This window comes from Marinobacter sp. V34 (assembly GCF_055524115.1).
On the sequence record NZ_JBUPZY010000005.1, the window covers coordinates 49,516 to 68,012 of the forward strand.

The following is an 18,497-nucleotide window of genomic DNA, read 5'->3' on the forward strand; positions in this document are numbered from 1 at the left end:
GATCACCCTCTCAAAAGGTGATTCAGCGCACTGCGCAACTTCAACGGCTTCACGGGCTTGTTCATCAACACGTGCCCCAACTCGCGGATATGCTGCTTCAACTCATTGGTGTAGTTGGCGGTAATCATGACCACCGGCGCCGGTCGGTGGCGGCGGCCGTTTATCTCGGCCACCACATCCACACCGTTTTCGTCGTTGTCCAGATGATAGTCCGCCAGGATCAAGTCCACGGGGCTCTTGGCCGGGTCGAGCTGCCGCTCAAGATCTTCCAGGGAAACCGCTGAAACCACCTCGCAGTCCCAACCTTCCAGCAACGTTTGCATGCCCTGGCAGATGGCGTGGTCGTTGTCGATCACCCAGATCCTGGCGCCGCCCAGGCCGCCGTGATGTGACACCACCCGGTCATCATCCGCTGCCGGTCGTTTGGGCAACAACCGCCCGACCGGCACTTTTACACTGAACACCGAGCCTTTCCCTTCTATCGAGGATACTGTCACTTCGTGGCCCAGCATGCGGGAAATCTTGTCGACGATCGCCAATCCCAACCCAAGCCCCTTGTCCGGCTGCGAGCCAGCGGGGCGAATGCGTTTAAACTCCTGGAAAATCTCAGTCAGCTTGTCTCCCGGAATGCCGGGGCCGGTGTCCCACACCTGTAGCAACACGTGGTCCCGATGCCGTCGGCACCCCAGCAGGATGCGTCCGTTGCCGGTATAGCGAATGGCATTGGTGAGGAAGTTGCGCAGAATTCGCGCCAATAGCTGGGAATCTGACTCCACGATTGCTGACGACGGCACAAAGTCCAACGTCAGTCCCTCCGCCATCGCCATCTGGCGAAACTCGCGAGCGATGTTGTTCAGCAAATCCCGGAGGTCAAAGGCCATGATGTCCGGCTTGATCACGCCGGCATCCAGTTTGGAGATATCCACCAGGGTGCCCAGAAGGTTCTCCACATCGTCCAGTGAGGTGCTTACCGAGCGCACCAGCCCCTCAGCCTTGGGCCCGAAGGAATGCTCCTGTAGAGCACTGGTGAACAGGCGGGCAGCATTCAGTGGCTGCAGCAAATCATGGCTGACTGCCGCCAGAAATTTTGTTTTGGATAGATTGGCGCGCTCAGCGTCCATCTTGGCGTCACGCAGCCGGGCTTCCACCGCTGCCCGTTCACTGATTTCCTGTCGCAACTGGTTGTTGAGGCCGGTAAGAGCTGCCGTACGTTCTTTCACCCGTCGTTCCAGATTATCGTACGCCTGCTCCAGGGCCAGCGCGGTCTTGCGGCGGTCGGTAATGTCGCGGATCAGCACGAAGAAACCGATGACCTCCCCGTGCTCGTCCACATTGGGCACGTAGGCACGGAGCATATAGCGGGCCTCTCCGGTGTCGTTGGTTTCCTCGAATTCGAAGTTAACGCTATTGCCTCTGAGCACAGCCTGCATATGGGGCATTAGCCGCTGGTAAAGCTCTGGCTGGTGAATGTTCTCCAGGTGTTTGCCAAGAGGAGACTCGCCATTGCGGCCGTACCAGGCTTCATAGACCTTGTTGCAAAACTGTACGGTCATGTCCGCGCCCACGTAGGCGATCAGTGCGGGCACATGGTCCGTCACCACACGGATCCATCGCTCACTCTCCTCAAGCGCCTTGAGTCGTCGCGCCATTTCGCTGTTCTTGACGTCGGTGATGTCAGAGTAAAGAACAACCAGCCCGCCCTCACGAGTACTTCTTTCCGTCATCTGTACCCAGCGGCCATTGGACAACAGGAACACCGCCCCTTCGGAGGACTCGTTCACATGCTCCTCGACCACCAGCCCGGAACTGATCGCCATGGCCTTCAGGTCGGCGATTGAAGTGCCAGGGGGAGGAACGTCCATATGAGCATGGCCCCAGTAACTGCGGAACCGGCTGTTGCACTGGATAAGTCGGTGCTGGTGATCAAAAAGTACAAAGCCGTCAGCAATGCTTTCGATAGCGTCTGCCAGCCGTTGGCGTGTGGTTTCAGCCTCCTCACGGGCCCGGTTCAGGGCCTTGTTGCTGTGCTTGAGCTCGTCCATGGTCTGGTTGAGCGCTTCCGTACGTTCCCGCACCTGCTCCGCCAGAACCACCGAGTGTTCGAACGCCGCATAGGGCTCAGGTTTATGGGCCGAGCCGGATTCCACCCGAACAATAAGAGCGTCCCTTATCTTTCGGAGGCGCTCGTTCTCCGCCTCCAACTCGGCAATCCGCTGATCCCTGCGGTCTTCGGGATCAGCCTCAGTTTTGACCGTAACCGGCATCGGGCTGACCAATCACCACCCCCGTAAACGTCTGATTGATATGCATACCGTCGAACTGCTCACCATAGGTGTTGAACCCAATGACCTTGTGATGACGAAGGAAATCTGACACCTCATCCACCACGCCGGTGAACTCCGCCTCCAGGCGACGAAGAAAACAGTCGCAGCCGATGGTCACCAGTGGTGGCCCTACGATTCGCTCAGAGGCTTCAATTTGTGTGCGTACACTCTCAAGAAGCGAGCCCGGCTCCATGGCGGTCATCACGATGCCGGTTTCCACCGCGCAGTAGAACGTCAGGCTCCCGTCGGCGTTCACCCGCTGCACCGAGCGCACGAAATAATGCCCCCCGATCCGCACCCCCATAGGTCGCAGCGCGAAAACCTTACGATCAAGCTCTTCCACCGTCACGCCCACTGCACGAGCGTAGGCTTCCGCTGCCGGTTCCGCGTTCAACTCATAGACCGTCCGGCTTTTCGCATCGGCGTGGGTAACCACCAGCTTTTCTTCGCGTGCTTGCATGTGGTGTGTGGAAAACACACGGAAATCCAGCGGCGTGTTGACCAGCATCACGGTGGCAGCCCCGGTGTGAAACCGACCCTCAAAAAATACGTGGGTATTGGCCAGGCGCTCGTCGTCGCCAGCGGAACCGCCAAATTGTGGAATAGTGCCGAGCGCTGCATTCAGCGTCGCCAGTACAAGTTCTTCCCGGCTAGACAGCCCATCCAGCAGGGTTATCGCAAAGGTGTTGCCCTTGACCGACGCCAGGCCGGCATCGCGGCAAGTGGACAGCAGCCCATCAATGACCCCCTGGGCGTCGTGAAGGGTGAAGTGTTCAAGTTCACTGATCAGAGCGCATTCAATGGAAAAGTAACGCCGGTCGAAACCAATGGCGGTAATACACCCCCGGCCGTAACCATCCGGTGTTATTTCCCCTGCCGACGTACAACCACTGACCCGTACGCCGTCAAAGACGTGTTCAAGGGCAATGCCCAAACGACCAAGATCGTATTCAGCGGAACAGAAAAACAGGACACAGCCGAGGTGTTCATGACTGAGCTCGCTGGCAAGGTTGGTGGCGGCCAGCATCGGATCACGAACATGGGAGCTGGCTACCCGAACGGCAGGCAGCGTGGTAACGGGTTTCATGGATACGCTCTCCGAAACCGAGTGGCTTTCACTCGATTCTACGGAATCCGCAAACGGAGCCAATGCGACTTCAGTGCTTTTAATTGGCGCGCCAAAATGATCGTAAGCCATTGATTAAAAACCTCCTGAATCAATGCCTGTCGGCGCCGCCGGTTTGCAGGACTGCAAACCGGCACTTTAGTCTTAAAGGATGAGCCCCCATCGCCCGGATTCCTTGCAGGTATCGGGGCGCTCACCACACACTCAGAACGTGATCACAGCACCCAGCGCCAGGGTGTCGAACTCTGCTGCATCCGCGCCGGTGGACTTCGTGGTCTGCTCAAACATGTTGTATTCGGCAACCAGCTTGAAGTTGCTGTTTACGTCATGGAAGACAGCGACCGAGGTGTTCTCTGTTTCAAAATCCCCCTGGTCTGAGTCCGTTTCACCGTATGACAGCACCAGGCGGTTGGCGCCAAGGGTATAGGATCCCTGAAGCAAATAGCCGTCGGCGTCCTCTTCGGAAGCCAGGGCCGCATCTGTCAGCAATACAGGCACGTCCCCCTCAGAAGTGAATCCGGAGGCGGTCAGCGACAGCCCTACAACCGACGCCTTAAGGCCGTAACCAAGGCCCTGGCTGTCCACTTCCGTGGTTGCGTTCTCGGAACTCTGATGGCGGCCATTAACCCAGCCTGTCAACGCCAGGCCATTCAGGTCGGCACTGTAGGTAACCTCTGCCTCAAAACGCGGCGCGGACTGTTCTGACTCCGCACCCGGTGTGGTATTGGCAGGCTCAAAAATACCAGCAGCCACCTTCAAACCGCCCATATCCGGGGTCCGATAGGTAATCTGGGCAGAGGGATTGGGATAAGGGTAGCCAGTGCGGATATTGCCAAAGGAAACGCCGGTGGCTGCCCCCGGAGAACCGAAGCCCATCAGGATTTCGTCCAGGAAGATATTTGAGCGGGCGTAAAGACCAAAGTCCTTACCAATCAGAACCTGACCGAATGAACCGTCTACCGTGGCGTACAACTGACGCACATCGATGGCGGTATCCGTCGGTGACTGCAGGCTGTCGTTGATGGTGGACCAGAACGAAGACCGGCCACCCAGAGTCAGGTCGCCCATTTCCTTACTGAAGTTAAAACCGATCGTGTTGGGCAGGAAACCCATCTTAACGTCGGAATTGCGGGTGTCGTTCAGCTTGTCGTCACGGTTGACGTAGAAGGCGTTGAAATAGCCGTCTACCGAAAAGCTGGTTCCGTCTTTGTTGTACACTTCGATTGCCGCGTTTGCGCCGGCGCTGACCGACATCGCACCAGCCATCGCAATGGCCAGCCCTGACTTTCGGAAATTGTTGTTGTTCATAAACTCCCCCGGTTTTTATTGAATCTGGGTGTTGAGCAGCGGGTGGTTACCCGTGTCTCAGGCGCATTCTTTCGCCTGAATTCAATGGTCGACGAAGCATCGGGGGCGGGAAATGCGCCAAGGGGGCAGGTTTTCTGATCTTTTAGGAGGCTATAAAAACAGGACTTTGGGACTACTCCCCGTCAAATTGGGAAGCATTCTAACTCTTGCAGGCAGTCATCCAGGAAAGACTCGGGATCGGCCATGACAGCCTCATCGGCCACCACACCAAACTGAACCTGGCCAGCGTAACTGACAATGCTGACGCCGAGCCCGATATCCCCTGCCTGGGGTACCCAGAACATTTGTTCCAGGATGCGGCAACCAGCCAGGTAGCGTTCTTCCCGGGTACCGGGAACATTGGACACCACCGTACTGGCCTTTCGATAGAATAGGTCAGCGACTGGCTGACGCCAAGCTTCGGGAATCAGCGGTGCGCTGCCCGTCAGCGCCCAGGACAGGCCGGGTTGCCAACTTTTCTTGAGCTTGCGGGTTTCATGCTTGATGCGGAACAGCCGCTCCAGGGAACTTTCACCGTCCACCGGCAACGGCACAAATACGGTCCCGAAATAATTGCCCAGTGTGCCGGGCTCGGGCTTTACCCCTTCCGGCAGGCGGTTGCGGATATCCACTGGCACCGCGGCGTGAAGGACTGCGTCGTCCATATCGGTATCGTCCGCAACAAGCCGATTGCGTACCGCAGACGCCACACAACTGAGTAACACATCGTTGATGGTAACGCTGGTAAGCGTGGCAATCCGGCGAAAACGTTCAAGCGCCACGGGTTGCGACCAACGGCACTGGCGACGGCCCAGCAGTGACCGCTTCAGAGAAGAGTCGGTGTCTTCCGGTTCTACCAGGAACTGGCTGAGCTCATTGACCAGCTTGACACTTTTCCAGGTCGCCCGCCCCAGGGCATTGCGACCGGCGGTGCCACCGTTGCGGGGAATATCGCCCCCCGGACCCGCCTCTTCCCGCGGCCACTCACTAGCCGTCAGCTCACGCAGCCAGGCATTGGCGGCTCTTCCCCAGCGCCCCATGTCCGCCTGTTCCGCCGCGCCGTAAAGCACCGGTGCCTGTTGTGGTGACGGCGGGCACAACCGGTCAAATATGCCCTGAAGGGAGAGCCCGTCGGCGTAGCAGTGATGCATACGCAGAAGGAGCGCTGCGCCGCCCTCGGCATCCGGAAGCAGCCAGAATTTCCAGAGTGGACGGTACGTGGGCAGGGGTTGATTCAACCGGGCTGATACCCAATCCTGCAAGGCCTGCCGATCCAGATGACCGCCGACCACCTCCAGGTGATGATGGAGCGAAAAGACCGGATCTTCTTCCCACCACCAGCCAGGGGCGCGGCGAACCGGCATATAGCGGAAACGCTCCCAGGCGAGCCAGTAAATACGCAAGAACTCCTGCAATCGGGCTTCCGTAAGCCCTTCCACCCGCAACATGACGGTGATGGTCATCGGGTTTTCGGGCCGTTCAAGAGCCAGCCAAGCCGAGTCCACAGGCAACAGCAGATGCGATTCCTTTTGACTCAAACCTGTCTGTCCCCGGATAAGTGCTGCAAGAAATGAAAAGATGACCCCGCATTGTGCCAGACAAGCCCTGAAGGCTCCATAAGGCTGCCAGCGTCACGGAGTTACAAAAAGTTACACGGAAGTAACCTTTCACCTCTATACTCGGAATAAAGCTTGATGAAATGGTTATTAGGCACTACACGTGCCATTACGCCCTGTTCGCCAAACGTCTATTGGCCCTGACTGAGCGTAAAAACAGTAATCAGTGCCAATACCTGCGGTGGCAGAAGTCGGTACAACTGAATGTACCAGCACGCATAAAGACCAATAATAGGCAGGCATCAGGTGCTGAAGGAGAGCAGTCATGAAAGCGAGCCATGTACGAAAGCTGATAAAACCGATCGATAGTGCTTACTCGGAGATGTTCTCAGGGCGAGTCTACCGCGTCGGCACAGGCGCCGTTTCCCTCCGTAATCACAGCGGCAAAGCCGAACAGACCGTTATTGGCGTCCACGGTTTTCTGGAAAATCACTGCTACTTCACCCAGGCCTACGAAGCACCGACAACCGAACTGATCCTGCTGACCTGCAGCAACTACCATATTCCCGTAAATGGCGTAACGCCCGAGGCACCGGATTGGGAAGTGCCTATCAAACACCTGGACGGCACCATCGAGTACGATGCCTGCATTCTCAACCAGGCCCTGGCGAATCTGCCAAGTACCGACAACATTCGCGTACATGGTCATTCTCGCGGTGGCGCCGTTATCCTTGAAGCCATCAACCAATGGCCGGAACTGTATGAAAACGTGGAATTGGTGCTGGAAGCCCCCGTTCTGCCCCAGGGACGCCTTTCTGCCCTGGTAACGGCGGTACTGGAACCGGTGAGTCACGGCATGTGGCCCTGGCTGATTCGCCTGATAAACAGCGCGCCCTCCTCCGCTTACGGCCAAACCTTCTTCGGCAAGATGAACCCACGCAAGAAGCAGCTGCTGGGCAAACTGTTTTCCGCCACCAAGGACCACCTGACCATTGTTCGTAACATAGAGAACCTGATGGCCTGGATGGAGAGGACAGACACCAGCGTGTACAGCCAGGTTCGTTACGGCACCTTCCTGATACCAGCTGTGGACCGAATTCTGGATCGACAAGCCATGCTGGCCAGTGCACGCCAAAGCCCGACCACCATGCGGATTGTCGAAACCGAGGCACCCAGTCACTTTATCACCCTCGACAGCAAGGAATGGGTGCCGGGATTTGAGAGCCTGCCCGCAACGGCCCAGGGTTAGCGCTGCTGCACTCAAGCTCCGGCTCCGCTAAACTGGCTCGCTTCTGTTGCAGGTCCAGTGGAGCCACACACCCATGTATCGTGAGCGCCTAGTCGCTACCCCAACCCATTCCGACAGCGCCCGCCGGTTGCAGCAACTGCTGCTCGACTACCACGACTTCCGCCAGTACAAAGCCACCCACCCTCTGCGGGAACACACCTTCAGGATAGCGAGCTGGCAGGCGGAACGTCTTAAGGCCACCCACGCGGACCTCTACCAACACCCCGGCTACCACACCGGCCTGGAATTCCTGCTGACGGACCTCTACGCCCCGGCCGGCATGACCCGCCGTGACGACAATATCGACCGCGTATTCCCGAAAATGGTGAAGTGGCTTCCGGACAACCTGCTGGACACCTTCGCCGGGCTGGTGGAGTTGAACCTGATTACCCAACGGCTGGACCTGGAGCTGGCCGAACTCTGCCATTCAAACGGCCTTTCTCCCAGCGAACTTTCCAGCGACACCTACTGCCAGATCTTTCGCAGCAGCCAGAAACTGGAACAAAGGGAACGGCAGATTATCCTGGTGGCTGAGGTAGGGCACCAGCTCGACCGCTATGTGCGCAACCGCACCCTTGGCTGGCTGCTTTCAATGAGCCGGGCACCCGCTGAAATGGCGGACCTCAGCGACCTGCACAGTTTTCTGCATCGCGGCTATTCTGCGTTCCGTAAAATGGACGATGTAGATCTGCTAATTGACCGGCTGGTCACGCGGGAAAAGCGGGTAATGAAGAACATCCTGGATGGTCACCCGAAACCGTTCGAGCTGCCGAGTGACCTGTAAACAAGAGAAAGCGGCTCAGGCGTTCAGAATCTGATCCAGTTGGGAATGGATTTCCTGCTCAATTCGCGATTTGAACGGCCGCAGCATCATGCCCAGCTCCAGATGAACGTGGAGAGTGCTATCGGTGATTTCCAACTGGCCTTTTACGCCGCTACGCTTAAATTTGAGGTGATCCCCTTCCCACTGATAGTTCACATCGAACTGCTTTGACAGATCCTCAGCCAGTGTTTCCGCCGCCTGGCGGGCGTGCTCTTTGTCGAGGGAATGAGTACGGCGTACATCAATTGTTGACATGAAACGGATATCTCCAGGATTTCGGGCGCAATTTATAGTGTAAGGCGGCATTAAACTTGTAGCCACCCCCGCAGGCGTTAGAATACGGGGTTCAGATTCTGACAGGACATACCCATGAGCGAGCAAAAACCGTCTACCGACCAGCCACAGGCGGAAGCACCCAAAGACGACGTCACCCATTTTGGTTTTCGCAACGTGCCGAAAAGTCAGAAAGCGGGACAGGTCGCCGAAGTGTTCCATTCCGTGGCCGGCAAGTACGACCTGATGAACGACCTCATGTCCATGGGAATCCACCGCCTCTGGAAGCGCTTCACCATTGAGCTCTCTGGCGTGCGCAAGGGCCACCAGGTGTTGGATATTGCAGGCGGTACCGGCGATCTGACCATGAAGTTTTCCGATCTGGTGGGTCCTTCCGGCAAGGTTGTACTGGCGGATATCAATGCCTCCATGCTGCAGGTTGGTCGTGGCCGGCTGATGGACCGTGGCTACGCTGGCAACATTGAATACGTTCAGGCAGACGCTGAACATCTGCCGTTCCCGGACAACAGTTTCAACGCTGTGAGCATTGCCTTTGGCCTGCGCAACGTCACCGACAAGGACCAGGCCCTGCGGGACATGGCCCGCGTACTGAAACCCGGCGGTAAGGTGATGGTGCTGGAGTTTTCCAAACCGAAGAATCCACTGCTCAGCAAGGCCTATGACGCCTATTCATTCAACGCGCTACCGTTGATGGGCCAGTTGATTGCCGGCGACTCCAATAGCTATCAATACCTGGCCGAGTCTATCCGCATGCATCCAGACCAGGATACGCTCAAGGCGATGATGGAAGAGGCAGGTCTGGTGAACTGCAAGTACTACAATATGACCGGCGGCGTGGTCGCCCTGCACGTGGGCATCAAACCCTGATGTTTCCCGGTCCTACGCTGATGTCCGCAGCCACCGCTATCATTGAGAGCGCACTTAACCGCGCGCTGGCGCTGGACCCCGCTGGTAGGCGGGCGCTAATGTCAGCGCTCACGGGGCCGGTACAGTTTTCGCTGGACGGGCTTGGTCTCACACTGACACTGCAACAGGTGGAGAATCGGATTCAAGTAGCCAGCCAGCCGTCGGAATCCCCTGCTTTGATCCTGTCCGGCCGCCCCATGGCGTTCGCCGCCCTGGCCACCGGCGATGGCGGAGTCTTCAGCGAAGGCCGCATTCACGTGACAGGCGATACCGCCCTGGCACACCAGTTCCAGCGCGCCATCGACCAACTCGACCCCGACTGGGAAGCTGCCATGGCCGGGTATATTGGTGATGTGCCGGCGCATTTTATCGGCCAGCGCGTTCGCGGGGCTGTTCGTTGGAGCCGACAGGCGTTTGCGTCCCTGAACGCCAATGTTGAAGAATATATTCATGAAGAAAGCCGAAGCCTGCCCGGGCGCCGGGAGCTGGAAGCCACGTTTACCGATATCGACCGGCTGAACCTGCAGACCGAACGCCTGGAAGCCAGGGTTACGCAGCTGGAGCATCCCAGACAACAAGACCAAACGGAGACGCCGTGACGCGCCTGCAACGCCTGTTCCGCATTGCCTGGGTCTTCTGCCGTTATCGGCTGGACACCTTTCTACCGTTGGCGGAACTGCCGGTCCCCCTGAAGATTTTTTTCCTGCTGGCCCCCTGGCACCTGTTCCCTAAACCCAAACTGGATCGGGGGGACCGCCTACGCCTTGCGTTTGAAGAGCTGGGGCCGGTATTCGTCAAGTTCGGTCAGATCCTGTCAACTCGCCGGGACCTGCTGCCCGACGACATGGCGCTATCTCTCAAACACCTGCAGGACCGGGTACCACCGTTTCCCGGCGACGTCGCCCAGGGCATTATCGAAAAATCCCTCGGTGCACCGGTGTCGGAACTGTTTGCGGAGTTTTCCCGCGAACCCATGGCCTCCGCCTCTGTCGCCCAGGTGCATGCCGCCACGCTTCTCGACGGCCGGGAAGTGGTGGTCAAGGTCATCCGACCCGACATTGAACGGGTCATCCGCCAGGATCTGGCTCTGATGTATATGATGGCCGGCCTGCTGGAACGCTACTGGTCCGAAGGCCGTCGGCTGCACCCAGTGGAAGTGGTGGCGGACTACGACTCCACCATCCACGACGAACTCGACCAGCAACGGGAAGCCGCCAACGCCAGCCAGCTGCGCCGCAATTTCGAGAACTCATCGCTGATCTATATTCCTTCCATCGACTGGGATTACACCCGCAAGTCAGTGCTGGTGATGGAGCGCATCCACGGCATTCCCATCGCTGATGTTCCGGCACTGCGTGAAGCCGGCGTTGATCTGAAAGTACTGGCGGAAAAAGGGGTGGAGATTTTCTTCACCCAGGTCTTCCGGGACAGTTTCTTCCACGCCGACATGCACCCTGGCAATATTTTCGTGGATGTCAGCAACCCCGCCGACCCGAAGTACATTGCCATCGATTTCGGCATCGTCGGCACCCTTGCACCGGATGACCAAAGCTATCTTGCCCGCAATTTGCTGGCGTTTTTCCGCCGCGACTACCGCCAGGTAGCCGAGCTGCATATCCAGTCCGGCTGGGTGCCACCGGACACCCGGGTCAACGAATTCGAGGCCGCTATCCGCACCGTTTGCGAGCCGATTTTCGAGAAACCATTGAAGGACATATCTTTTGGTCATTTCCTGCTAAGGCTGTTCCAGACGGCGCGGCGCTTCAACATGGAGGTGCAGCCGCAACTGGTTTTGCTGCAGAAAACCCTGCTGAACGTGGAAGGTCTGGGACGTCAGCTATACCCGGACCTGGACCTGTGGAGCACCGCCCAACCCTTCCTGGAAGCCTGGATGCGCAAACGCATTGGTCCGTCCGGCCTGATCAAATCCCTGCAGTCCCACCTGCCGGCCTGGCTGGAGCAGTCGCCGGAAATGCCACAACTGGTGCACGACGCTCTTGTACAGTTACGCAACACAGGCTCCAACGACCACCCCAGTCGCGCTACACTGGAGCTTATTCGTGAAAACCGTGCCCGGGCCGACCGGCGCTGGCGACGAGGGCTCGCCGCAGCGGCCCTGGCAGGAGTAGCCTGGCTGAGCCTCGACCATGACCTGGCCACCCTGGCACAGACCATGCCCGTTCATGGCTGGGCATTGCTGGCCGTAGCGGCCTGGCTGGTTGTTGGCCGTGAACAAAAAAACTGACGGAAGTCATCTAAATGCAAGATTCAAAAGCTAGAGTCGAAGCGCCTGACTGGTTGGCGGACATTCGCTGGAATGCGGACGGACTGGTGCCAGCCATTGCCCAGGACGCCACTACTGGCGACATCCTGATGATGGCCTGGATGAACGCAGAATCCCTCAGGCTGACCGCCGAAGAAGGTCAGGCCGTATACTGGTCCCGGTCGCGCGGCAAACTGTGGCGCAAGGGGGAAACCTCCGGCCACCAGCAGGTAATTTCGGAGATCCGGCTGGACTGTGATGAAGACGTCGTTCTTCTGAAGGTTGAGCAGAAAGGCGGCATTGCCTGCCACACCGGCCGCCGCAGCTGCTTCTACCGCAGACTGGAAAACGGCTCATGGGCAAGCGTGGATCCGGTGCTCCGGGACCCGCAAGCGATATACGGCCACAAACACGGAGGTAGCCACAATGAGTGACATTTTGGAGCAACTGGCACAGGTGCTGGAGGCTCGCAAAGAGGCCGACCCGGAAACGTCCTACGTCGCCGGCCTTCACCAAAAGGGCCTCAACAAGATCCTGGAAAAGGTGGGAGAAGAGTGCACCGAAACACTGTTGGCCGCCAAGGACGCGGAGCACTCCGGTGAAACCCGGGACGTGGTCTATGAAACCGCCGACCTCTGGTTTCACAGCATGGTGATGCTGTCCCGGCTTGGCCTCGGCCCCAAGGATGTCATCGACGAACTCGCCAGCCGATTTGACCTGTCTGGCCTTGAAGAGAAAGCCTCCCGGGATCAATGAGCCGGGTAGCCGTGGAGAGGGTTTCCGGAAGCCCCCCGAAGTGGCGTACAATCAACCATAACAGAAACATTAAGACGAGGGTCCCGGCATGGGAATCAGTATCTGGCAGCTCCTAATCGTACTTGGCATTGTTATCCTGTTATTCGGAACCAAAAAGCTTCGCAACATTGGCGGTGACCTTGGCGGCGCCATTCGTGGATTCAAGAAGTCCATGAACGAAGACGACAAAAAGGACGAAAGCCCGGAGACTCTTGAAGAGGATGCCGACGCGAAGGCCTATGAAGCCCGCGCCGAAGAAAAGCCACGGGACAAGTCCCACAGCTGAGACGGGCTGAATGTTTGATATTGGCTTTGTCGAGCTACTGATCTGCGGCGTCATCGCGTTACTGGTCCTCGGCCCCGAGCGGCTGCCAACGGCGGCTCGGGCTGCTGGACGGTGGATTGGTGGTGCCCGGCGCATGGTCAGTCAGTTTTCTTCGGAACTCGACCGCCAGCTCAAGGCGGAAGAACTCCGTGAGGAACTGCGCAAGGCAGGTGATGTCGGCCTGGACGATGTTCAGGAATCGGTTCGCGGCGCCTTGGATGAGGCCAAGAAATACGAACACATGGTCCTCTCCGACGACGGGAAGCCCAAACACCGGCCCGCACCAGCGACCCGGCGGATTGCTGAGCCTGAAACAGAGCCTGCATTGACCCCGGAGGAAGATCCAACTTCGGCTAACGGCTCCGGACATGCCTCTTTGGCTCCCGATGATCCTCCGCAAGAGAGTGGTAACACGCACGACCATTCGGCCGAAGACGCCCCGAAACAACAGGAAAGCACGCCGGATAATCGTTCATGACCGCTCAGCCAGACCGAAAAAGAGCCCAAAATTCCGACGCCGCACAACCGGAAATGCCGCTGATTGAGCATTTGTTGGAGCTGCGAAATCGTCTGCTGAAAATGGTCGTAGCGGTAATCATCTGCTTTGCCGCCATCTACCCGTTTGCCAATGAACTCTACCTGCTGATATCGCAACCCTTGCGCGACCTGTTGCCAGTCGGCCAGACCATGATCGCAACGGACATCACCTCGCCGTTCTTCGCACCCTTGAAACTGGCCCTGGTGTTGGCCGTATTTGTGGCCATTCCGGTGATTCTCTACCAGCTCTGGAGTTTTATTGCACCGGGCCTGTATGCCCACGAGAAGAAACTGGCGTTCCCCCTGCTGTTTACGTCAGTCATCCTGTTCTATCTGGGGGCTGCATTTGCCTACTACGTGGTATTCCCGCTGGTGTTCGGTTTCTTCACCGCCATCGGCCCGGAAGGCATTGTTGAGTTGCCGGATATCAGCAGTTACCTGAATTTTGTGCTAAAAATGTTCTTCGCCTTCGGCGTTGCCTTCGAAATCCCCATCGCCACCATACTACTGATTCTCACCGGTGCCACCACACCTGAAGACCTCGCAGCGAAGCGTCCGTACATTGTGGTGGGTTGCTTCGTGATTGGTATGCTGCTTACTCCGCCAGATATCATCTCCCAGACCCTGCTGGCCTTACCCATGTGGCTACTGTTTGAGCTGGGCATCCTGTTTGGGCGACTCGCCAGACGCGAGGTGGAATCACCTGACGCAACGGATGCCTCCAACGAATGAATCTGGCGCTATTATTCCCGGATGATTTCGTGGCTGCAGACAGAGCCATATTGACAGGCCGCCGACTGGCGCACCTGAATTCAGTGTTGAAGGTGTCGGAAGGCGACCTGGTCCCTGTGGGGCTGGCAGACGGAGAGATTGGAACGGGCCGCGTGCTCCAGCTCACCAATGCTGAGGCTGTATTGCAGGTGGAATTGACCACCTCACCCCCTGCTCCCATACCTCTTACCTTGATTCTCGCCATGCCACGGCCAAAAATGTTCCGTCGCGTGCTGCAGACCTGCGCAACCCTTGGGGTTAAGGACATCTGGCTGATAAACGCCTACAAGGTGGAAAAAAGCTTCTGGCAAACACCGTGGCTCTCAGAAGATAACCTGAGGGAAAACATGACACTGGGCCTTGAGCAGGCTCGAGACACCCGCATCCCCCGCGTTCATATCCGCAAGCTGTTCAAGCCGTTTGTGGAGGACGAACTACCGGCACTTATGGAAAATACCCGGGCGTTCGTCGCCCACCCCGGCACCAGCACACCGTGCCCAGCCATGATCAACGAGCCCGCTACCCTGTGTATAGGCCCGGAAGGGGGATTCATTCCCTATGAAGTCGACAAACTGGTCGAGGCAGGTTGCGAGGCGGTACACCTTGGCAGCCGCATCCTTCGGGTGGAGACCGCCGTACCGGTGCTGGTCAGCCGCCTCTTCGATGCCTGCGTTTAATTCAGGCCGAACGCGCCTTCCACAGTTTTGTCAGTGGTGTAATCACCGCCACCAGTAACGCCCCTACCGCAACACCGAAAAGGCCGTCCGCAAGCACTGGAATAACGGCCTGCCCGACACCACCGAAACCTTCGACAAAATGACGAATGGCTTCAGACACCGGCGGCAGCCCATGGGTGAGAATGCCACCACCCACCAGGAACATGGCAATGGTACCCAGCACCGACAAGGCCTTCATCATCCAGGGAGCAAACCAGAGGATGCCCTCCCCAACTCGCCTGGCAAACGGGCTTTCTTTCTTGCTGAGGTACAGACCGCCGTCGTCCAGCTTCACAATACCGGCCACCAGGCCATAGACACCGATGGTGATCATTACAGCGACGACCGTCAGCACCATGAACTGCATTCCGATGCTCTGACTACTGACCGTTCCGAGGGTAATCGCTATGATTTCAGCCGACAGGATAAAGTCTGTGCGGATCGCACCCTTGATCTTGTCTTTCTCAACCGCTTTCAGATCGGCGTCGGGATCTTTGAGGGCGTTGTGGAGCTCTTCCTTATGTTGCTCATCTTCCTGCCTATGAAGAAACCGGTGAGCGATTTTTTCAAACCCCTCAAAGCAGAGAAAAGCACCGCCCAGCATCAGCAGGGGGATCACCAACCAGGGCACGAAGAAGCTGATGGCAAGAGCCCCCGGAACCAGGATGGCCTTGTTGAGCATGGAGCCCTTCGCCACCGCCCAGACCACCGGTAGTTCCCGCGCAGGTTTCACACCGGTTACCTGCTGGGCATTGAGCGCAAGGTCATCCCCCAACACACCAGCCGTTTTCTTGGTGGCTGCCTTGGTCATCAATGCAACATCGTCCAGAACCGTGGCGATGTCATCAATCAATACGAGAAGACTGCTGGCAGCCATAACGAATTCCTTTTGGTTCAACTACGTTGGTGGTGTGCCCCGCAAGTCATGATCAGGCATCCAGCCCCATGGCCTCGGCCGCAATACGGTTCTTGATTGGTCCAAGCTGGTTCAGCCAGCGCAGGCCGGTGTTGCGAAGCCAACGCACGGTCAACTCATCACGGCCAAACAGTTGCTTGAAACCTTCCATGGCCGCCATCATCGCGAGATTCTCACCCTTGCGACGACGCTGATAGCGGGCCAGGACAAGCTCGTTGTCTGGATCGATGCCTTTCTTCCTGGCGCCGGCAAGCTCATCCATTAACGCACGAACATCCCCATAACCCAGGTTCGCCCCCTGGCCGGCCAGGGGATGAATGGTGTGGGCGGCGTCGCCCACTAGCGCAAAGCCAGTGGCAATGTATTCCTTGGCATGGCGCTGACGCAAAGGAAACGCGTAGCGACGCGAGACTACGTCCACTGCGCCCAGTTCACGCTCTATCGCTCGTTCCAGTTCCGCCTTGAAGGCATGGTCATCAAGCCCCATCAAACGCCGGGCTTCTTCGGTATCCTGGGACCACACGATCGAGCAGAAGTGCTCGTCGCCGGACTCTGGCAGCAGCGGCAGGAATGCCAGCGGCCCCGTCGGCGAAAACCGCTGCCAGGCGGTATGGCGGTGACTCTGGGTAGTTCGAACCGTGCACACGATAGCTTGCTGGCCATAATCCCATTCGCGGGTCGGCAACCCAACCCACTGGCGCAGGCGGGAATGGGCTCCGTCCGCAGCCACGACAAGCCGGGCATTCAGTGTTTGGTCATCCTCAAGCCGGATACCATGCCCACTGCCATCCTGCCACCAGCCAGTCACCTTGACGCCATCAATCAGGGTCACCATGCTGTCAGCAAGAGCGGCAAAAAGTGCCCTCACAATTCGACGGTTCTCAATGATGGTACCGAGCGCCGGCGCCCGGAGTTCCGCCGCCTCGAACTGGATACGGCCAGTGCCCTCACCGTCCCACACGGTCATCGTCTGGTAGGGACAATGGCGACCAGCGGTTATCTCCGACCACACCCCCAACTGTTCCAGCAGGCGCTGACTGGAGACCGAAATGGCGCTCACGCGGGGGTCGAAATCCTCTGCAGACGTCGCCTCTTCGGGTTTCTGCATCAAGGCTTTTCTGTCGGCGCCTTCCACCAGCCCGACGTTCCAGCCTTGCCTAGACAAGCCCAGCGCAAGCGCGGAGCCCACCATGCCGCCGCCAACCACCAGGATATCGAATTGCGGTTGCTCACTCATGGTCGTTGCGTTCCGAGAAAGCGTTGTCAGGAGTACGAAGTTCGGCCCGGCGCCCACCCAGGCCCATGGCCTGACGAGCAAACCAGCGCTTGGCGCCAGGTAACAGATCCAGTCCCACCAGGCCGGCGTCGCGGGCGGTGGTCACCAGAGGCAGGTGATTACCGAACAGCTGGATCAACGAGTCGGAGAAACGCGCGGTTTGCTGCCAATCTCGACGGTGACGAACCTGATAAGCATTTAGCACCCCCAGGCTACCCAGGGGTTGCTGCAACTCGACCGCCACCCGGAACTGCTCTACCAGTGCCATCAGGCCACGTAGCGCCAGGTTGAAGCCCTGACCGGCAACCGGATGAAGAGTGTGTGCCGCATTGCCTACCAGCACCACACCGGGGCGAACCGCCTCGTCCACGGTTTTCAGGGTCAGCGGATAGTGGCTGCATTCCCCAATGCGTTCAAACCGCCCGAGACGCCAGCCGAACCGTTGCTGCAACCGCTGACACTTGGCCTCATCACTCAGCGATAGCAGTTCATCAAGCGCTCCACCGGACAGAGTCCATACCAGGGAGGCGGTTGTTCCGGCCCGGATTGGCGAGCCATGAGGTAATAGCGCCATGGGACCGGCGTCGGTGAAGCGTTCGAAGGCTGTAAAATCGTGGCTATGGGTGGTGGAGACGTTGGCAATCAGCGCGTGCTGGTCATAGGCTTCCTCGTTGACCCGGAAGCCCAGTCTTTCACGCAGGCCAGAACGGCCGCCGTCTGCCACCACCAAGCACTGAGCGGTCAGTTCCCGATCACCCTTGTCGGCACCCAAGGTAACGCGAACACCCTCTGGTAGCGGCTGCATGGCCGTCACCTCCGCCGGTGCTTCCCAGACCACATCGGTCTGCAGCAATTCCCGCATCAGGCAAAGCCCCATCCAGCGATTGTCCGCCACGTAGCCCAAAGCATCCTGTTGGTGCTCAGCCGCGTTCAGGCGGGTGGCCCCGAAATGTCCACGATCCGAGACATGAATATGACGAATGGGCGTGGCATGTTCGGAAAGCCGTTGCCACAGGCCCAACTCTTCAAAGATCAACCTTGAGCCCCAGGCCAGCGCCGTGGAACGGGCATCATAGCTAGGCTGATAGCTGTCCGGCAGGGCATCCGGGGACAGCGGGAAAGCCTCTACCACGGTTACCCGCAGTTGCGGCAGGGTTCTCGCCAGCGCCAGAGCCAGGGTGGCTCCCGCCAGCCCGCCACCGGCGATGATGATATCGGTATCGTGCTGGTTCAC

General features: G+C 58.2%; 19 protein-coding genes. 11 read left to right on the top strand and 8 right to left on the bottom strand.

What is annotated here, in order from left to right:
* Nucleotides 1–2: 2 nt before the first annotated feature.
* The 4 genes from AC0B60_RS09890 to AC0B60_RS09905 form a co-directional block, all read right to left on the bottom strand.
* The gene (locus AC0B60_RS09890; RefSeq protein WP_465085649.1) at nt 3–2,264 is read right to left on the bottom strand and encodes a hybrid sensor histidine kinase/response regulator; all 2,262 of its coding nucleotides are present in this window, start codon (nt 2,262–2,264) and stop codon (nt 3–5) included.
* Nucleotides 2,242–3,411, bottom strand: a complete 1,170-nt coding sequence (gene nosP / locus AC0B60_RS09895) for a nitric oxide-sensing protein NosP (protein WP_465085863.1) — start codon at nt 3,409–3,411, stop codon at nt 2,242–2,244. The genes AC0B60_RS09890 and nosP overlap by 23 nt, the downstream gene beginning before the upstream one ends.
* 243 nt (nt 3,412–3,654) lie before the next feature.
* Nucleotides 3,655–4,758 (bottom strand): porin, encoded by a 1,104-nt coding sequence (locus AC0B60_RS09900; RefSeq protein ID WP_465085650.1) that lies wholly within the window; start codon nt 4,756–4,758, stop codon nt 3,655–3,657.
* 182 nt (nt 4,759–4,940) lie between these two features.
* Nucleotides 4,941–6,335, bottom strand: coding sequence for a WS/DGAT domain-containing protein (locus AC0B60_RS09905; RefSeq protein ID WP_465085651.1), 1,395 nt, complete (start codon nt 6,333–6,335; stop codon nt 4,941–4,943).
* Between the two features lie 343 nt (nt 6,336–6,678).
* On the opposite strand from AC0B60_RS09905, the gene AC0B60_RS09910 reads away from it, so the two are divergent.
* Entirely contained in the window at nt 6,679–7,602 is a 924-nt protein-coding gene (locus AC0B60_RS09910) for an alpha/beta hydrolase (RefSeq protein WP_465085652.1), read from the top strand.
* Nucleotides 7,603–7,675: 73 nt separating this feature from the next.
* Entirely contained in the window at nt 7,676–8,425 is a 750-nt protein-coding gene (locus AC0B60_RS09915; RefSeq protein ID WP_465085653.1) for a DUF8198 family protein, read from the top strand.
* Nucleotides 8,426–8,440: 15 nt separating this feature from the next.
* On the opposite strand, the gene AC0B60_RS09920 is transcribed toward AC0B60_RS09915, so the two are convergent.
* Nucleotides 8,441–8,719, bottom strand: coding sequence for a polyhydroxyalkanoic acid system family protein (locus AC0B60_RS09920; RefSeq protein ID WP_465085654.1), 279 nt, complete (start codon nt 8,717–8,719; stop codon nt 8,441–8,443).
* A gap of 114 nt (nt 8,720–8,833) precedes the next feature.
* Between AC0B60_RS09920 and ubiE the strand changes: the two genes are divergently transcribed.
* The 9 genes from ubiE (at nt 8,834) to AC0B60_RS09965 (ending at nt 15,032) form a co-directional block, all read left to right on the top strand.
* Nucleotides 8,834–9,625, top strand: coding sequence for a bifunctional demethylmenaquinone methyltransferase/2-methoxy-6-polyprenyl-1,4-benzoquinol methylase UbiE (gene ubiE, locus AC0B60_RS09925; protein ID WP_465085655.1), 792 nt, complete (start codon nt 8,834–8,836; stop codon nt 9,623–9,625).
* The gene (locus tag AC0B60_RS09930) at nt 9,625–10,263 is read left to right on the top strand and encodes a ubiquinone biosynthesis accessory factor UbiJ (RefSeq protein ID WP_465085656.1); all 639 of its coding nucleotides are present in this window, start codon (nt 9,625–9,627) and stop codon (nt 10,261–10,263) included. The genes ubiE and AC0B60_RS09930 overlap by 1 nt, the downstream gene beginning before the upstream one ends.
* Nucleotides 10,260–11,909, top strand: a complete 1,650-nt coding sequence (gene ubiB / locus AC0B60_RS09935; protein ID WP_465085657.1) for a ubiquinone biosynthesis regulatory protein kinase UbiB — start codon at nt 10,260–10,262, stop codon at nt 11,907–11,909. Before AC0B60_RS09930 ends, ubiB begins: the two co-directional genes overlap by 4 nt.
* Nucleotides 11,910–11,923: 14 nt before the next feature.
* Nucleotides 11,924–12,361, top strand: coding sequence for a phosphoribosyl-AMP cyclohydrolase (gene hisI / locus AC0B60_RS09940; RefSeq protein WP_465085658.1), 438 nt, complete (start codon nt 11,924–11,926; stop codon nt 12,359–12,361).
* Nucleotides 12,354–12,683, top strand: a complete 330-nt coding sequence (locus AC0B60_RS09945; protein WP_465085659.1) for a phosphoribosyl-ATP diphosphatase — start codon at nt 12,354–12,356, stop codon at nt 12,681–12,683. The genes hisI and AC0B60_RS09945 overlap by 8 nt, the downstream gene beginning before the upstream one ends.
* Before the next feature lie 88 nt (nt 12,684–12,771).
* Nucleotides 12,772–13,008: a twin-arginine translocase TatA/TatE family subunit gene (gene tatA, locus AC0B60_RS09950; RefSeq protein ID WP_465085660.1), complete on the top strand. Its 237-nt coding sequence runs from the start codon at nt 12,772–12,774 to the stop codon at nt 13,006–13,008.
* 10 nt (nt 13,009–13,018) lie between these two features.
* Entirely contained in the window at nt 13,019–13,525 is a 507-nt protein-coding gene (gene tatB / locus AC0B60_RS09955) for a Sec-independent protein translocase protein TatB (protein ID WP_465085661.1), read from the top strand.
* Nucleotides 13,522–14,316, top strand: a complete 795-nt coding sequence (gene tatC, locus AC0B60_RS09960) for a twin-arginine translocase subunit TatC (RefSeq protein ID WP_465085662.1) — start codon at nt 13,522–13,524, stop codon at nt 14,314–14,316. Before tatB ends, tatC begins: the two co-directional genes overlap by 4 nt.
* A complete protein-coding gene (locus AC0B60_RS09965) occupies nt 14,313–15,032 on the top strand; it encodes a 16S rRNA (uracil(1498)-N(3))-methyltransferase (RefSeq protein WP_465085663.1) in 720 nt (239 codons plus the stop codon). Before tatC ends, AC0B60_RS09965 begins: the two co-directional genes overlap by 4 nt.
* A gap of 1 nt (nt 15,033) precedes the next feature.
* On the opposite strand, the gene AC0B60_RS09970 is transcribed toward AC0B60_RS09965, so the two are convergent.
* The 3 genes from AC0B60_RS09970 to ubiH are packed head-to-tail and all read right to left on the bottom strand — an operon-like array spanning nt 15,034 to nt 18,497.
* Nucleotides 15,034–15,948 carry a DUF808 domain-containing protein gene (locus AC0B60_RS09970; RefSeq protein WP_465085664.1) on the bottom strand — a complete coding sequence of 305 codons (915 nt, stop codon included), beginning with the start codon at nt 15,946–15,948 and terminating at the stop codon, nt 15,034–15,036.
* Nucleotides 15,949–16,000: 52 nt separating this feature from the next.
* Nucleotides 16,001–17,224, bottom strand: a complete 1,224-nt coding sequence (locus tag AC0B60_RS09975; protein ID WP_465085665.1) for a UbiH/UbiF/VisC/COQ6 family ubiquinone biosynthesis hydroxylase — start codon at nt 17,222–17,224, stop codon at nt 16,001–16,003.
* Nucleotides 17,217–18,497: a 2-octaprenyl-6-methoxyphenyl hydroxylase gene (ubiH, locus tag AC0B60_RS09980; RefSeq protein WP_465085666.1), complete on the bottom strand. Its 1,281-nt coding sequence runs from the start codon at nt 18,495–18,497 to the stop codon at nt 17,217–17,219. The genes AC0B60_RS09975 and ubiH overlap by 8 nt, the downstream gene beginning before the upstream one ends.

Coding starts and splice junctions, on each gene's coding strand:
- AC0B60_RS09915 (WP_465085653.1), top strand. CDS start 7,676: ATGTATCGTGAGCGCCTAGTCGCTACCCCAACCCATTCCGACAGCGCC.
- ubiE (WP_465085655.1), top strand. CDS start 8,834: ATGAGCGAGCAAAAACCGTCTACCGACCAGCCACAGGCGGAAGCACCC.
- AC0B60_RS09970 (WP_465085664.1), bottom strand. CDS start 15,948: ATGGCTGCCAGCAGTCTTCTCGTATTGATTGATGACATCGCCACGGTT.
- AC0B60_RS09965 (WP_465085663.1), top strand. CDS start 14,313: ATGAATCTGGCGCTATTATTCCCGGATGATTTCGTGGCTGCAGACAGA.
- AC0B60_RS09900 (WP_465085650.1), bottom strand. CDS start 4,758: ATGAACAACAACAATTTCCGAAAGTCAGGGCTGGCCATTGCGATGGCT.
- tatC (WP_465085662.1), top strand. CDS start 13,522: ATGACCGCTCAGCCAGACCGAAAAAGAGCCCAAAATTCCGACGCCGCA.
- AC0B60_RS09890 (WP_465085649.1), bottom strand. CDS start 2,264: ATGCCGGTTACGGTCAAAACTGAGGCTGATCCCGAAGACCGCAGGGAT.
- AC0B60_RS09975 (WP_465085665.1), bottom strand. CDS start 17,224: ATGAGTGAGCAACCGCAATTCGATATCCTGGTGGTTGGCGGCGGCATG.
- AC0B60_RS09945 (WP_465085659.1), top strand. CDS start 12,354: ATGAGTGACATTTTGGAGCAACTGGCACAGGTGCTGGAGGCTCGCAAA.
- AC0B60_RS09920 (WP_465085654.1), bottom strand. CDS start 8,719: ATGTCAACAATTGATGTACGCCGTACTCATTCCCTCGACAAAGAGCAC.
- tatB (WP_465085661.1), top strand. CDS start 13,019: ATGTTTGATATTGGCTTTGTCGAGCTACTGATCTGCGGCGTCATCGCG.
- tatA (WP_465085660.1), top strand. CDS start 12,772: ATGGGAATCAGTATCTGGCAGCTCCTAATCGTACTTGGCATTGTTATC.
- AC0B60_RS09910 (WP_465085652.1), top strand. CDS start 6,679: ATGAAAGCGAGCCATGTACGAAAGCTGATAAAACCGATCGATAGTGCT.
- AC0B60_RS09930 (WP_465085656.1), top strand. CDS start 9,625: ATGTTTCCCGGTCCTACGCTGATGTCCGCAGCCACCGCTATCATTGAG.
- hisI (WP_465085658.1), top strand. CDS start 11,924: ATGCAAGATTCAAAAGCTAGAGTCGAAGCGCCTGACTGGTTGGCGGAC.
- nosP (WP_465085863.1), bottom strand. CDS start 3,411: ATGAAACCCGTTACCACGCTGCCTGCCGTTCGGGTAGCCAGCTCCCAT.